Annotated in this window: 10 protein-coding genes; 9 read left to right on the top strand and 1 reads right to left on the bottom strand. The window is 44.7% G+C overall.

Translation table 11 applies throughout. The annotated features are described in order from the left end of the window. The first annotated feature begins 139 nt into the window (after positions 1 to 139). The 6 genes from rplK to rpoC all read left to right on the top strand — a co-directional run bounded on the left by rplK (position 140) and on the right by rpoC (position 11,637). Positions 140 to 568, top strand: a complete 429-nt coding sequence (rplK, locus tag DRZ93_RS06580) for a 50S ribosomal protein L11 (RefSeq protein ID WP_113743154.1) — start codon at positions 140 to 142, stop codon at positions 566 to 568. A gap of 3 nt (positions 569 to 571) precedes the next feature. Beyond that, the gene (gene rplA, locus DRZ93_RS06575; protein ID WP_113743153.1) at positions 572 to 1,285 is read left to right on the top strand and encodes a 50S ribosomal protein L1; all 714 of its coding nucleotides are present in this window, start codon (positions 572 to 574) and stop codon (positions 1,283 to 1,285) included. Between the two features lie 208 nt (positions 1,286 to 1,493). After that, a complete protein-coding gene (gene rplJ, locus DRZ93_RS06570; RefSeq protein ID WP_113745054.1) occupies positions 1,494 to 2,003 on the top strand; it encodes a 50S ribosomal protein L10 in 510 nt (169 codons plus the stop codon). A 67-nt stretch (positions 2,004 to 2,070) separates the two neighbouring features. Further along, a complete protein-coding gene (rplL, locus tag DRZ93_RS06565) occupies positions 2,071 to 2,442 on the top strand; it encodes a 50S ribosomal protein L7/L12 (RefSeq protein ID WP_113743152.1) in 372 nt (123 codons plus the stop codon). A 171-nt stretch (positions 2,443 to 2,613) separates the two neighbouring features. Further along, positions 2,614 to 7,089, top strand: a complete 4,476-nt coding sequence (gene rpoB / locus DRZ93_RS06560; protein WP_113746159.1) for a DNA-directed RNA polymerase subunit beta — start codon at positions 2,614 to 2,616, stop codon at positions 7,087 to 7,089. 138 nt (positions 7,090 to 7,227) lie between these two features. Continuing rightward, complete coding sequence (rpoC, locus tag DRZ93_RS06555) at positions 7,228 to 11,637, top strand: DNA-directed RNA polymerase subunit beta' (protein WP_425450896.1); 4,410 nt, start codon at positions 7,228 to 7,230, stop codon at positions 11,635 to 11,637. A 124-nt stretch (positions 11,638 to 11,761) separates the two neighbouring features. Here the strand turns inward: rpoC and DRZ93_RS06550 are convergent, their stop codons facing one another. Then, entirely contained in the window at positions 11,762 to 12,895 is a 1,134-nt protein-coding gene (locus DRZ93_RS06550; protein ID WP_172458101.1) for a helix-turn-helix domain-containing protein, read from the bottom strand. A 261-nt stretch (positions 12,896 to 13,156) separates the two neighbouring features. Here DRZ93_RS06550 and DRZ93_RS06545 point away from each other — a divergent pair, with 261 nt between their 5' ends. From DRZ93_RS06545 to DRZ93_RS06535, 3 genes are read left to right on the top strand one after another with little or no spacing between them, the layout of a single operon-like run. After that, positions 13,157 to 13,888, top strand: a complete 732-nt coding sequence (locus tag DRZ93_RS06545) for a glutamine amidotransferase (RefSeq protein ID WP_113743149.1) — start codon at positions 13,157 to 13,159, stop codon at positions 13,886 to 13,888. Between the two features lie 32 nt (positions 13,889 to 13,920). Continuing rightward, a complete protein-coding gene (locus DRZ93_RS06540; protein ID WP_113743148.1) occupies positions 13,921 to 14,868 on the top strand; it encodes a DMT family transporter in 948 nt (315 codons plus the stop codon). 30 nt (positions 14,869 to 14,898) lie between these two features. After that, positions 14,899 to 15,933: a phosphotriesterase family protein gene (locus DRZ93_RS06535; protein ID WP_113746157.1), complete on the top strand. Its 1,035-nt coding sequence runs from the start codon at positions 14,899 to 14,901 to the stop codon at positions 15,931 to 15,933. The last annotated feature ends 101 nt before the right edge of the window (positions 15,934 to 16,034 follow it).

Here is a 16,034-nt window from a genome sequence, read left to right as displayed (position 1 = left end):
TAAAAAAATTTGATCAAAGCCATAAAAGTGTGATATACTTATTAGGTTTATTGTCTTATCAATAGACACTCGGATCCAGAGATATATGGATAGGGAAGCGCTAGGCGCGAAAATACCCACTTTTAAAAGGTAATTATAAATGGCAAAGAAAGTTTCTGCCTATATTAAGCTGCAGGTTGGCGCAGGCAATGCCAATCCAGCTCCACCAGTTGGTCCTGCTTTAGGTCAGCACGGTGTAAATATCATGGAGTTCTGCAAGGCTTTTAACGCTCACACAGCAAAGCTTGAGAAAGGTGCTCCAGTTCCTGTAGTTATTACTGTATACCAGGATAAATCATTCACCTTCATTACCAAGACTCCACCTGCATCCTTCCTCATCAAGAAGGCCCTGAACATTCAGAGTGCTTCTCACAAGCCAGGTAAGGAAGTTGCCGGTAAGATTTCACACGCTCAGTTACTTGAGATAGCCAAGATTAAAGAGCCTGATATGACCGGTGCTGACTTAGAAGCTTCAGCTCGCTCAATCGGCGGTACTGCTCGCTCAATGGGCATCAATGTGGAGGACTAAGACATGGCTAAATTATCAAAGCGCATGAAGGAAATCCGTTCCATCATTGACAAGAACCGTGAGTATGACGTAAATGAGGGTTTTGACACTTTAATCAAGTGCGCCAAGGCCAAGTTCGTTGAGAGCGTTGACGTAGCTATTCAGCTTGGTATCGATCCTACCAAGTCAGATCAGAACGTACGTGGTGCAGCTGTTCTGCCACACGGTACAGGTAAGTCTGTTCGCGTCTGTGTATTTACCCAGGGCGAGAAGGCCGAGCAGGCCAAGGCAGCCGGTGCTGATCTTGTAGGTATGGATGAGCTTGCAGCTGACATCAAGCGCGGCATGATGGACTTTGACGTAGTTATCGCTTCTCCAGATGCTATGCGTGTTGTAGGCCAGTTAGGTCAGGTTTTAGGTCCACGTGGCTTAATGCCTAACCCTAAGGTTGGCACTGTAACTCCTGATGTTGTTACAGCTGTTAAGAATGCCAAGGCAGGTCAGGTTCGCTACCGTAATGACAAGACTGGTGTAATCCAGGCTTCAATCGGCAAGGTAACCTTTACCCCAGCTCAGCTTACAGATAATTTAAATGCACTTTTAGGTGCTATCACCAAGGCCAAGCCATCTGCAGCCAAGGGTACTTATATCAAGAAGGTATGCATCTCCACCACTATGGGCGGCGGCATCACTGTTGATAAGACCACTTTAAAGGCTGATCAGTCAGCTTCTGCCTAATTAACAGGTGACAGGTGCCAGGATACGGCACCTTTATAAAAGATTTTGGCCGGGAGCTAGTCTCTCACCAAAGACCGCAGGGGGTAGTATCCTTAATCATCCTGCGCAGGCGGAATAGCTCTTAAAGGTTTTTCCTTTAGAACGATTTCCGGTGGTGCCCCCAAGGGGGCTTTAAGTACTTAAGTACATTCCAGGAGTCATGCTAAAAATGGCATTAAATATCGAAGACAAGAAGGCAATCGTAGCCGGTGTCAGCGAAGTAGCCAAGAAAGCATTGTCAGCAGTTGTTGCAGATTCTTGCGGCATCGAAGTTGCACAGATGACCAAACTCCGTAAAGAGGCCCGTGACAATAATGTGTACCTGCACGTTGTTCGTAACACTCTTTTAGCCCGTGCTGTAGAAGGCACTGAGTTTGAGTGCATGAAGGATTCATTCAAGGGTCCAACCTTAATCGGTTTCTCTCTTGACCATCCAGGCGCAGCTGCCCGTCTTTTCAAGGATTTTGCAAAGACAAATGCTAACTTTGAAGTAAAGGCACTTGCTTTTGAAGGCAAGTTCTACGAAGGCAAAGATATCGACGTATTAGCTTCATTACCTACATTTGATGAGGGTGTTGCTCAGTTAATGGCTACTATGAAGGAAGCCGCAGCTGGCAAGCTCGTACGTACTCTTGCTGCTTTAGAGAAGAAGTTAAACGAAGGCGGCGAAGCTGCTTAATTCTTTAACATACTGTATTTAATGATTTTTTACAGCCAAAGGCTGAAGTTTATAAAGGAAAATTGAAATGGCAATTTCAAAGGATGATATCATCAATGCAATCGCTGAGATGAGCGTAATGGACGTTGTTGAGTTAGTAAAGGCAATGGAAGAGAAGTTCGGTGTTACTGCAGCTGCTGCTGTTGTTGCAGGCCCTGCTGCCGGTGGTGCTGCCGCCGCTGAGGAGAAGACCGAGTTCGACGTAACCTTAGAGGACGTTGGTTCTAACAAGATTGCCGTTATTAAGGCTGTTCGTACCGCTACCGGTCTGGGCCTGAAGGAAGCTAAGGACTTAGTTGAGTCAGCTCCTGCTAAGATCAAGGAAGGCATTGCTAAGGAAGAAGCCGAGACAATCAAGAAGGCCTTTGAAGAGGCTGGTGCTAAGGTTAAGGTTGAGTAATTATCTCCTTCCTTCTTTAAGACTGGTGCACAGCACCGTGCGCTAGACGATATTTATATCGAAAATACTAAACCCGAGCTCTCGAAAGAGGGTTCGGGTTCGGTGCCTGATAAAAGAGCATGATTATAATGCTCTCTTCGCGAAACAGATCAACCTGAGGACTCCCAATCCATGGTCTACTCGTACACTGAGCAAAAGCGTATCCGCAAGGATTTTGGTAAGAGAACAAAGGTATTAGATACCCCTTATCTACTTGCAGTTCAGCTAGATTCATTCAAACAGTTTATTAGCTCCGATCCAGATAGTGAAAATGGTTTGGTTGCTACATTTAAAAGTGTATTTCCTATAAAGAGCTATTCAGGAAATGCAGAGCTTTGCTATAACAGTTTCCATCTTGGCGAGCCAAAATTCGATGTCCGCGAATGTATGATCCGTGGTACAACTTATTCTGCTCCGTTAAAGGTTAAATTAAGCCTTGTCCGCTATGAAAAGGATGCTCCAAAGACTGTCAAGGAGCGTATAGAGCAGGATGTCTACATGGGTGAAATTCCACTCATGACTGACAATGGTACCTTTGTAGTCAACGGAACCGAGCGTGTTGTAGTATCACAGCTGCACAGAAGTCCTGGTGTATTCTTCGACAATGACAGGGGTAAAACCCATCCTGGCCGTATTCTGTTTAGCGCCCGTATTATTCCATACCGCGGCTCATGGCTTGATTTTGAATTTGATCACCGCGACAATATGTTCGTGCGTATCGACCGTCGCCGTAAATTGCCAGCTACAGTACTTTTAAGAGCTCTTGGCTATACAACAGAGCAGATCCTTGATCTTTTCTTTGACACAGTAACCATTGAATTTAAGTCAAACAAGATCAACATGGAGCTGGTACCAGAAAGACTGCGCGGCGAGACTGCCTCATTTGATATTGTCGTTGACAAGAAAGTGCTCGTTGAAAAGGGCAAGAAGATTACTGCCCGTCACATACGTGAGCTTAAGAAGGCAGGCAAGACATCAATTGACGTTCCGCCAGAGTACCTATTAGATAAGATTGTTGCCAAGGATTACAAAAACAAGCAGGGCGAGATCATCGTTGCTGCCAATACTGTATTAACCGAGCAGAGCCTTATAGCTCTTGCCGAGAATGGCATCAAGAAATTTGACGTACTTTATACCTCTCAGGTAGATGAGGGTCCATTCATTGCCGATACTCTGCGTAATGATTCAACACGCGATCTGACCTCAGATGAAGCTGACCGCATGGCAGCTCTGTTTGAAATCTACAAGATGATGCGTCCTGGTGAGCAGCCTACAACAGAGGCAGCCGAGGGACTGTTTAACAATCTGTTCTTTGCAGAAGACAGATACGATCTTTCATCTGTAGGCAGAATGAAGTTTGACTCACGCTTTGTTGAGATCAAACACTTCAAGGCAGGTTTAGAGAGAGCCTTTGCAGACAGCAACAATGTCTTCAATACACAGGAGTCTGGTATTGTACTTGCCAACGGCTATGTCTATGCACAGTACCCACAGGTGGTTGACCTTGTCAAGAAATACCTTGATCAGGGTGAGATCGAGTGCATGCCAAGCACCACTCCTGACAAGTGTGCCGACAAGCTTTTAGACTTCCTTGACGGCTTTATTCTAAAGGCCAAGGATGATCCTAAGATTACTGCCCACGATCGCTTTATCCACAAGGTAAAGATTGCATCAAAGGATGGCGACATTGAGCTCAACCGTGCCATTATTATTCCTATGTCAGCACTCAATCTTAAAGCCAAGGTTGAGGAGATTGACGGTACTGTAACCGATCTTAAGGGCAAGGAGCTTACCATTGTTGCCCCTGCCGAGGCTGACAGCATTTCAGGCGTTTTATCTCATAATGACATCATTAAGGTAATACGCTACTTAATCAAGATCAGAAACGGCAAAGAGACTATCGACGATATTGATCACTTAGGCAACCGTCGTATCCGCTCTGTCGGTGAAATGGCAGAAAATCAGTTCAGAATCGGCCTGGTGCGTGTAGAGCGTGCTGTGCGCGAGAGACTGTCATCTGGCGATCTTGACAATATTACTCCACAGGAGCTTATCAACGCCAAACCAATTTCTGCTGCTATCAAGGAATTCTTTGGTTCATCTCAGCTCTCACAGTTTATGGATCAGAACAATCCACTGTCTGAGGTGACACACAAGAGACGTATTTCTGCTCTTGGTCCTGGTGGTTTAACCCGTGAGCGTGCCGGCTTTGAGGTGCGAGACGTACATCCGACCCACTACGGTCGTCTGTGTCCTATTGAGACCCCAGAAGGTCCGAACATCGGTCTTATCAACTCACTGGCTGTGTTCTCAAGATGCAATGATTACGGCTTCCTTGAGACTCCGTACCGTCAGGTTAAAAACGGTCTTGTCTCTGAGGACTTTGAATACCTCTCAGCTATTGACGAGGGTCAGTACGTAATTGCCCAGGCCAATACCGATCTTGATGAGAACGGCAATATTATTGATGAGTTCGTACAGTGCCGTTACAAGGGTGAGTCTGTAGTACGCAGAAAGGCAGATGTTCAGTTTATGGACGTATCTCCACAGCAGGTTATTTCTGTTGCTGCTGCTCTGATTCCATTCCTTGAGCATGACGACGCCAACCGTGCGCTGATGGGTGCAAACATGCAGCGTCAGGCCGTACCTACTGTACGTTCTGAGAAGCCATTTGTCGGTACCGGCATGGAGCGTGCTGTAGCTGTAGACTCAGGCGTTACTATTATTGCCAAACGTGGCGGTGTGATTGATCACGTTGACGGCGGCCGTATTGTGGTTCGTGTCAATGCCGATGAAATTACCGGTATGGATGATGCTGGCATTGATATCTACAACCTTATCAAATATACAAGGTCAAATCAGAATACCTGTATCAATCAGCGCCCTTGCGTTTCACTGTATGAAAAGGTCAAGGCAGGTGACGTATTAGCCGACGGTTCATCTACTGATTTAGGTGAGCTTGCATTAGGTCAGAACCTGCGCGTAGCCTTCATGCCTTGGAACGGTTATAACTATGAGGACTCTATCTTAGTATCAGAGCGCGTAGCTGCCAAGGACAGACTGACTACTATTCATATTCAGGAGCTCTCCTGTGTGGCCCGTGATACCAAGTTAGGCCCTGAGGAGATCACAGCTGATATTCCTAATGTAGGTGAGAGTGCCTTATCCAAGCTTGATGAGTCAGGTATTGTCTATGTTGGCGCCGAGGTTGTAGGTGGTGATATTCTTGTAGGTAAGGTCACACCAAAGGGTGAGACACAGCTTACCCCTGAGGAAAAACTGCTGCGTGCCATCTTTGGTGAGAAGGCCTCTGAGGTTAAAGATTCCTCAATGCGTGTACCAAACGGTACTTCAGGTACTGTAGTTGATGTTCAGATCTTCACCCGTGAAGGTGTAGAGAAGGACTCACGTGCCCGTGAAATTGAGCAGATGCATATTGCCAAGGCTAAAAAGGATCTTGATGAAGAGTTCTCATTCCTAAGCCGCGGTCTTTTAGGTCAGGTCCGTACTCTGCTTGTCAAGAGCGGTATGACACAGGAGGCTGTTGATGCCATTGCTGATGCCGAGCTTCTAAAGCAGAGATTAAAGGACGATACCGCACAGCGTCAGCTTGAGATCTTCGCCGAGCGTCTTGAGGTTTACCGCAAGGAGTATCAGGAGAAGTTTGAGGTTGCCTCAAGAAAGATTACAGAAGGCGACGATTTAACTCCTGGCGTGCTTAAGATTGTCAAGGTCTACCTTGCAGTAAAACGCCGTATTCAGCCAGGCGACAAGATGGCCGGCCGTCACGGTAACAAGGGTGTTATCTCCAAGATCTGCCCAATTGAGGATATGCCATACGATGAGACAGGTCGTCCTGTAGATATCGTGTTAAATCCTCTTGGTGTGCCTTCACGAATGAACATCGGTCAGGTGCTTGAGGTACATTTAGGTCTTGCAGCTAAGGGTGTGGGTGAGATGATCAACCGCATGCTCAATGATCAGAAGGCCATAGCTGAATTAAGAACACTGCTGCAGAAGATTTACGATTTAGGCGAAACATCACAGCAGGTGGATATTGCCTCCATGTCAGACAATGAGGTTATGGTACTTGCCAACAACCTGCGCGATGGTATGACAGTGGCCACACCTGTATTTGACGGTGCCGATGAAAACTGTATCAAGGAGCTGTTAAAGCTTGCAGGTCTGCCAGAGACAGGTCAGATGACACTGTTTGACGGCACCACAGGCAAGGCCTTTGAGCGTCCTGTAACCGTAGGCTACATGTACATGTTAAAACTCAACCACTTAGTTGACGACAAGATGCATGCCCGTTCTACAGGTTCATACTCATTAGTAACTCAGCAGCCTCTTGGCGGTAAGGCACAGTTTGGTGGCCAGCGCTTTGGTGAAATGGAAGTCTGGGCCCTTGAGGCCTACGGTGCTGCCTACACCCTGCGTGAGATGCTCACTGTCAAGTCAGATGACGTCAACGGCAGAACCAAGATGTACAAGAACATTGTAGATGGTGCCTATCGTATGGATGCAGGTATTCCTGAGTCATTCAACGTATTGTTACGCGAGATACGTTCTTTAGGTATCAATATTGATCTTGTTCGCAAGGACTAAAATTCAGATAGGGGAGGCAGCTCCCCTTTTAAAGCCACGTAAGCAGGAGAAACTGTTGTGAGCAATCAAGAATTTGACGTACTAAATGCACTAAATGCTGATGACAATGCAGAATTTGGTGCCTCTGGCACACAGGCTATGGGTGCAGGTGATGAGTTATCACTTGATCTTGGTCTGAGTGAAAGCCTTGGCAAATTTGCCAAGAGCAGCAATAACATGTCAAAGCAGCGTCTTGAAGATTTTGATGCAATTAAGATAGGTCTTGCCTCACCTGAAATGATCCGTTCATGGTCATACGGCGAGGTTAAAAAACCAGAGACCATCAATTACCGTACATTCAAGCCTGAGCGTGACGGCTTATTCTGTGCCAAGATTTTCGGTCCAACCAAAGATTACGAGTGTCTTTGCGGCAAGTATAAGCGTTTAAAGCACCGCGGCACAATCTGTGACAAGTGCGGTGTTGAAGTAACACAGGCTAAAGTACGTCGTGAGCGTATGGGTCATATTGAGCTTGCAGCTCCTGTTGCCCATATCTGGTTCTTAAAGTCACTGCCATCACGTATCGGTCTTATTCTCGATATGAAGCTGCGTGACATTGAATCAGTACTTTATTTTGAAAGCTATGTTGTGACCGATCCTGGCATGACAGAGCTTACTGATCGTCAGCTTTTAACTGAAGAGCAGTATATGGATGCTCTTGAGCAGTATGGTGATGACTTTACTGCCAAGATGGGTGCCGAGGCTATTTTAGAGATCCTGCAGCGCATGGATCTTGAGCTAGAGGCCCGCTCTTTAAGAGAGGCTCTTGAGACCACCACTTCTGAGAGCAACCGCAAGAAGTTCTCAAAGAGATTAAAGCTCATTGAGTCATTTATCACCTCTGGCAACAAGCCTGAGTGGATGATTTTAACTGTACTGCCAGTTCTGCCACCTGATCTGCGTCCTCTGGTGCCACTTGACGGCGGTCGTTTTGCTACATCAGATCTTAATGATCTCTACAGACGTGTAATTAACAGAAACAACCGTTTAAAGAGACTTTTAGATCTTATTGCTCCTGATATCATCGTACGCAATGAAAAGCGTATGCTGCAGGAGTCTGTAGATGCCCTGATGGACAATGGTCGTCGCGGCAGAGCTATTACAGGTTCAAACAAGAGAGCCTTAAAGTCACTTGCTGACATGATTAAGGGTAAGCAGGGTCGTTTCCGTCAGAACCTCCTAGGTAAGCGTGTAGACTACTCTGGCCGTTCTGTAATTACCTGCGGACCTAATCTGCGTCTGCATCAGTGCGGTTTACCTAAGAAGATGGCTCTTGAGCTCTTCAAGCCATTTATCTATGGCCGTTTAGAGCTGCGCGGTCTTGCCACCACCATCAAAGCTGCCAAGAAGATGGTAGAGCGTGAGGATGCTGTGGTATGGGATGTGCTCGATGAGGTTATCCGTGAGCATCCTGTATTATTAAACCGTGCTCCTACACTGCACCGTTTAGGTATTCAGGCTTTTGAGCCAATTCTTATTGAGGGTAAGGCTATCCGTCTGCACCCTCTGGTATGTCCAGCCTTTAACGCCGACTTCGACGGTGACCAGATGGCTGTGCACATTCCGCTGACACTTGAGGCACAGCTTGAAGCCCGTGCTCTTATGATGTCAACCAATAATATTCTCTCTCCAGCCTCTGGAGATCCTATTATTGTACCTGCACAGGACGTGGTATTAGGTCTGTACTACATGACTCGTATGAAGGTCGGTGCCCGCGGTGAGGGTATGATACTCTCTGACGCCTATGAGGCTGAGCGCGTGTACAAGTCAGGTCTGGCTGATATGCAGGCCCGTATTGCATGCCGTATTCACTACTACGACAAGAATCCAGATACAGGTGAGTTTGTAGAGAAGAATGAATTACGTCTGACCACTGTAGGTCGTGCTATTTTATCTCTGATTCTGCCAAAGGGTCTGTCTTATGATCTTATCGATCCTAAGGTTGACGGCGTAAATGAGGATACTATAAGTGAAATCCTGGCCCACAAGGACTGGTTCACCATGGTATCAAACGTACCTCTTGGCAAGAAGAAGATTGCTGCTCTGCTCAACAGCTGCTATAGACTTCTGGGTCTTAAAGACACTGTTATGTTTGCAGACCACATTATGTACACAGGCTTTAAGAACGCCGCTATCTCCGGTTCATCCGTATGTGTGGATGATATGCTCATTCCTAAGGAGAAGCAGTCAATTATTGCCTCAGCTCAGAAAGAAGTTCTGTCAATTCAGACTCAGTATGAGAACGGACAGATCACTCCAGGTGAGAGATATAACAAGGTTATCGACGTATGGTCAAATGCCAACGACAAGGTTATGAAGGCCATGATGTCCAACCTCTCAGTTGAGAGCGCTGTAAATATTTTAGGTCAGGAAGAGAAGCAGGCCTCATTCAACAGCATCTATATGATGGCTGACTCTGGCGCCCGTGGTTCACCAGCCCAGATTCGTCAGCTTGCAGGTATGCGTGGTCTGATGGCTACACCTGATGGCTCTATTATTGAGACCCCAATTACTGCAAACTTCCGTGAAGGTCTGAACGTACAGCAGTACTTTATTTCAACCCATGGTGCACGTAAGGGTCTTGCCGATACTGCTCTTAAGACTGCTAACTCAGGTTACCTGACACGTCGTTTAGTTGATGTGGCACAGGATCTTGTAATTACAGAGTATGACTGCGGCACATCAGATGGTCTTGAGATTACACCTCATGTAAGCGGCGGTGACGTAATTGAGACATTGCGTGATCGTGTACTTGGCCGTACTCTTGCCAATGATGTTCTGCGTCCTGGCACCAAGGAAGTTCTGCTTCCTGCCGGCACTGTGCTTGATGAGAAGACCTGTTCTGTACTTGAAGATGCCAAGATTGACAGAGTCAAGGTACGTTCACCTATTACCTGTAAGACTCTCTTTGGTGTCTGCGCCAAGTGCTATGGCCGTGATCTGGCCCGTGGTCATATTGTCAATGCCGGTGAGGCTGTGGGTGTTATTGCTGCTCAGTCAATCGGTGAGCCAGGCACACAGCTGACCATGCGTACCTTCCACATCGGTGGTGCTGCATCACGTGCTGTAGCTGAATCTGGCGCTACAGTAAGAAACAGCGGTATTGTACGTATTTTAAATGCCAAGACTGTAATCAATACTGACGGCAAGGAAGTTGTTACTTCACGTCAGACTGAACTTACTGTTATGGATGATTTTGGTGTATCAAAAGAGAGCCACAAGATCCCTTACGGTGCTGTACTTGATGTCAAGGACGGCGATACAGTCAAGAGCGGTGCCACAGTTGCACGCTGGGATCCGCACACTCACCCAATTATTTCCGAGGTGCAGGGTAGAATTAAGTACACCGATATTATCGAGGGTGTAACCGTAGATAAGAAAGAGGATGAGTCTTTAGGTATTGCCTCTATCGAAGTACGTGAAATTGCTGCCCGTCCAACACAGGGTAAGGAGAAGAGACCTTCTGTTAAGATTATTGACAAGGAAGGTAATGATGTTCTTATTCCTGGCACTACAGTTGCCGCTCAGTATCTGCTGCAGGCTAAAGCCATTGTGCAGCTGCAGGACGGTGCTGAGGTTAATATCGGTGATATTATTGCCCGTATTCCTCAGAAGGCCGGCGGTACCAAGGATATTACCGGTGGTCTGCCACGTGTTGCTGACCTGTTTGAGGCCCGTGCTCCTAAGGAGCCTGCAATTCTGGCTGAGATTTCAGGTACTGTATCATTTGGTAAGGAGACTAAGAGCAAGCGTCGTCTGGTTATCACTCCAGCCGAGGGTACTGTAGATGAGAACGGAGCATTAGTCCCAGAGCACGAGGAAATGATTGCTCTGTCACGCAACCTCAACGTATTTGAGGGTGAGAAGGTACAAAAGGGCGAAATGATTGCCGAAGGTCCTGAGTCACCACATGACATTCTGCGTCTGCGTGGTGTCAATGCAGTGGCCAACTACATTGTTAATGAAGTTCAGGATGTATACCGTCTGCAGGGTGTAAAGATCAATGACAAGCACATTGAGGTTATCGTACGTCAGATGCTTCGCAAGTGTGAAGTTCTTGATGCCGGTGACAGCACCGAATTCCTGCAGGGCGAGCAGGCAGAAGTTGCCCAGGTACGTCTGGTTAACGAAAGACTGCTCTCTCAGGGCAAGAGACCTGTACTCTATCGCCATGTGCTCATGGGTCTGACCAAGGCCTCATTAAGCACAGAGTCATTCATCTCTGCCGCCTCCTTCCAGGAGACAACCAGAGTGCTTACCGAAGCCTCTGTTGCCGGCAGAACCGATGATCTGCGTGGTCTTAAAGAGAATGTTATTGTGGGAAGACTTATTCCTGCAGGTACCGGCTTTAAGTATCATCAGCAAAGACGCGAAGAGATTCTGCGCTCTAAGATGGAGTTTGATCTGCCAGCTGCCAGCGAGCAGACACAGGCTTCAACTGATGACATTTCTAAGCAGCTTGGTGCAGCTCTTGAGGCTGCCGACAGCTTCGGCTTTGACAGAGATTAAGATCTTGAATCAAAAAAAAATGGCCCGCTGGGCCATTTTTTTTTGCTGAGATCTTAAAAAGTGCCTTTTGGGTAGAATCTAAGCTAGTCCCGGAGTGGCCTGCCATTTTAAGTGGGGAAAACTTCTATTTAATTTCATCGGGTAAATATCTGTTCTTAAATCTTATTCTGTGTTTTGATGGTGTTATATTAAAAATGCTTTTATAGGCTTTTATATAATGACTTGAGCTTGAAAAACCCATGACCATGGCTATTTCAGATATAGACATATTCGAGTTTTTAAGCAGATTCTGACTGTTTTTAACACGAGATGAGAGAATAAAGTTGCCCACAGTGCTGCCAAGTTCTCTTTTAAATAGTTTTTCAAGATAATCATGGCTGATGCCTACCTTGTGAGCTATCTCAGTTACATTGAGTTTCTGATTGAGATTTCTTAATATGTAGTTATAGGCATTAACTAGCACCTCTGGCGTATTGATAGAAAACTTCACGCCACTGTCCTTGATCTTTTTGACCAGCTGGCAAAACTCATTGGCCGCCAGATTGGCAATTGATTCAATGTCACTTTGTGTCTTACATTCTTCAATCTGTAGAATATAGCCATCTGATATGGTATAGACTGTTTCAGAATCAAGGCCGGCATCTAAAGCTGCGCGTGATGAAACAGTAACATCGACAATAGCCAGATTTTTAAGATTTCTTATAGGATTATTGGCAATAACGCCTCTTTTACCTGAAAATGGTGCATTTATATGGCGGTTTAGCCCTTTAACATCAGCCTGCATAATGCACTTTCTGCGTATAACCTCCCATGATCCGTCATTATGCGGAGCGCTTATTTCAATATGGCGTTTTAAAACATTTTCTATCTGATTATTAATTTCATGATTGAGTCTGTCTTTAACCTCAAGAGTGCCAATTACATCATTTACCATAAGCTCCTCTCCTGTGACAAGAAAGTTTATCTGAATCAGCACAGCAGCAAGCTTTACAAAGTCATATTTGGATATTGGTTTTAAATTGGTATTGTGCTTGATGGAAAAGGCTCTGACGGCGCCTGGTGATAAGTCAAAATCTGTAAATGGACCTATGATTATAATCTTGTCGTCAAACCACTTAACCACGCCAAAGTGGATATAAAAAATATCGTAGTATATAAAAATATTTTTCTCGTTAACCTTGGCGATGATCTCATCGTTTAGGACTTTATCCTGACAGACAGCATGATCCTCATCGCGCCATCCACCTAAATTCAACAAAATGTCGCCTTTTGTATTAATCATTAAAATAGGCAGGGACGTGATGTGTGAGAGGGTCTCGAGGTAGAAAGCATCACTCTTTTTTACTGAAGAAATATCATCCATATATGAATTTAAATATTTTTGAAAAAAGACTCAAAATACCAAGATTATAGCGTTAATTATATTATTTTATCTTTGATAATGATATTTTTACACCAAAAAATGCACTATCTTTGATATCAAGCTTAAATTGTTTCTATTTAAAGGAGAAAAATATATATGAAAATTTTATTAATAGGTGAGTCCTGGAGCATTCATATGATTCACTCTAAGGGCTTTGACAGTTTTACCTCAACTAAGTATGAAGAAGGTGCTACCTATCTGATTTCACAGTTACGTGCCAAAGACATTGAAGTTGATTATTTTCCCGCTCATCAAATTCAAACTGGCTTTGACGTAAATTTTGATAACTACGATGCAGTAATTATCAGTGATATCGGCAGTAACACCTTCTTATTACAGAATAGCACATTCTATAACCTAAAAACTGTGCCAAATGCCTTAGTTAAGCTAAAAGACTATGTAGCAAACGGCGGTGGCTTTATGATGATTGGCGGCTACCTGTCATTTATGGGTATTGAAGGTAAAGCTAATTATAAAAATACAGTTTTAGATGAAGTCTTCCCTGTTGAAATGCTAGATGGAGATGATCGTGTTGAAGTGCCTGAGGGAATCAGAGCAAGCTATACAGATCCAGAGCATGAAACTGTAAAGGGTTTTGAAGGCGAGCCATTATTCTTAGGCTACAACAGAGTAAAAGCCCGTCAGGGAGCTCAAACTGTTATGTCTGTAGGTGATGATCCTCTTTTAGTCTTTGGTACATATAAGAAAGGCAAGACTGCCTGTTTCATGTCTGACTGCTCTCCACACTGGGGTTGTCATGAATTCATGAACTGGAAGCACTATACCGATCTCTGGGTAAATTCATTAAAACATATTGCCAAAAAATAATGGATCATATTTGCTAAAAAAGGATAACTATTATGAATAAAGTATCTGTTCCTTTGTTCATGCTGGCAACTGTGCTGGCAGGTATGCTGTCTCCAATGCAGTCAGCTGTAAACGGCCAGCTAGGTAAATTTTTAGGTGACGGCAACGCCTGTGCTGTTATTTCATTTGCCAGCGGTCTTGTAGTAATGTTTTTCATTATTATTGCAAGAAAATCTACAAGAGAGCAATTTGCTTCTATTCCACGTCTGATAAAAAACAGAACCATTCCTCTGTGGAACTGGTTTGCAGGTCTGTGCGGAGCCATGGTGGTTTTCTCAGAGGGTGCATCAGCAAGTGATCTTGGTGTGGCAACCTTCCAGACTGCTTTAATTTCAGCACTGATTTTATCAGGTCTGCTGTGTGACAGATTTGGTATTGGCGTTAAGGAGAAAAAGCCTTTTACCTTCCAGCGTATTACAGGTGCTCTTTTAGCTATCGTTGCAACAGTCTTTGTAGTAATGCCACAGTGGGAGTCACCACATCTGTTAATCCTTGCCATTCTTCCATTTCTGGCAGGTCTGCTTGCAGGCTGGCAGCCAGCTGGTAACTCAGCTGTAGGCGAGGCTACAGGCTCTATGTTGGTATCCATCACCTGGAACTTTATTGTCGGCTTCACCGTTTTATCTATTGCTCTGGCAATACGTATGGCCTTAGGTTATGTAAGCTTTGATCTGCCAACTGAGTGGTGGATGTACCTTGGTGGCCCATTAGGTCTGGCCTCTATTGCTCTGATGGCTATTCTGGTAAGAGGTATTGGTCTGTTACTGCTGGGCGTTGCATCAACTGCAGGTCAGTTATTAGGCTCTGTGCTTATTGATCTTGCCATTCCTGCTCTTGGCAACACAGTGTACTTCTTAACCATTGTTGGTACCTTATTTGCTCTTGCCGGTGCTATTGTTACAGCAATTCCATCTAAGTCAGAGCGTCAGAGCGCCAACTAACGTTGCACAGATAAAAGTGAGGTCATGTATATGAAAGATTGCGTACAAACTGTTACAGGAAAGGTAAAAAATGACAGTCTTGGTATCTGTCTGGTTCATGAGCACTTTTTCAATGACTTGTCAGGATGTGTAGATGAGCCTTTCTACCCATATTCAAAGTTTATTGCCGACAAAAAGGTAAGTCCTGATATTGCCTACGGATTACGTTATGATCCTTACTGCAATAAAGACAATATGTCTGAAAAGGATGTTGCTGACGTCTGTGATGAAGTTGAAAAGTTCATTGAAATTGGAGGCAGAACAATTGTCGAGGCAACAGGATCTGCCTCTATTGGCCGCAATATTAAGAAAATTCACGAAGTTGCTGTAGCTAAAAACATTAATGTTATAGCCTCAACCGGATATTATCTATCTAAGTTTGAGACAGAGGAAAAACTTCTGCGTAAGCCTGAGATTATTGCCAAGGAATACGATAATGATCTTAATATAGGTATAGATGGCACTGACATTAAAGCCGGTCTTATTGGTGAGCTTGGTGTATCTCCAAGATTTACACCAGGTGAAAAGAATAATTTAAGAGCCGGTGCAATTGCTCAGCAATTAAATCCAAGTGTCAGTGTTAATATTCATATGCCAGGCTGGATGCGTTTTGGCGATGAAGTGCTTGACATTATGATCGACGAAATGGGGGCCAATCCTGAAAAAATATCTTTAGCTCATTCTGATCCTTCAGGAGAGGACTTTGATTATCAGAAGAGGCTTTTAGATAGAGGCATTTATATAGAGTTTGATATGATTGCCCAGGACATATCCTTCCCTAAAGAGGGAGTTGGTCCTAGTGTGCCTGAGACTGTAAACAATGTATACAATCTTATAAAGCAGGGATATGAAGATCAGATTGTTCTGTCACATGATGTGTTTTTAAAACAGATGTGGACTAAAAACGGTGGCAATGGCTTTATATTTGTGCCAACTGTCTTTGTATCACTCTTAATGCAAAAGGGAGTAAGCCTGGCAACTGTTGACAAGCTCTTAAGGCTAAATCCTGCCAAACTGCTTGCATAACAGAGCTTGAACAAGGGGCTGAAGCTGCTACTTTTAAAGCAATTTCAGCTCTTTTTTATACTTCCATGTCTACATTTATTAAATCTTAAAGATCATTTTTC

It is taken from the genome of Anaerobiospirillum thomasii (assembly GCF_900445255.1).
Lineage (GTDB): Bacteria > Pseudomonadota > Gammaproteobacteria > Enterobacterales > Succinivibrionaceae > Anaerobiospirillum_A > Anaerobiospirillum_A thomasii.
The sequence above is the reverse complement of the archived record's forward strand: the minus strand, read 5'-3'. Positions and strand labels throughout refer to the sequence as shown.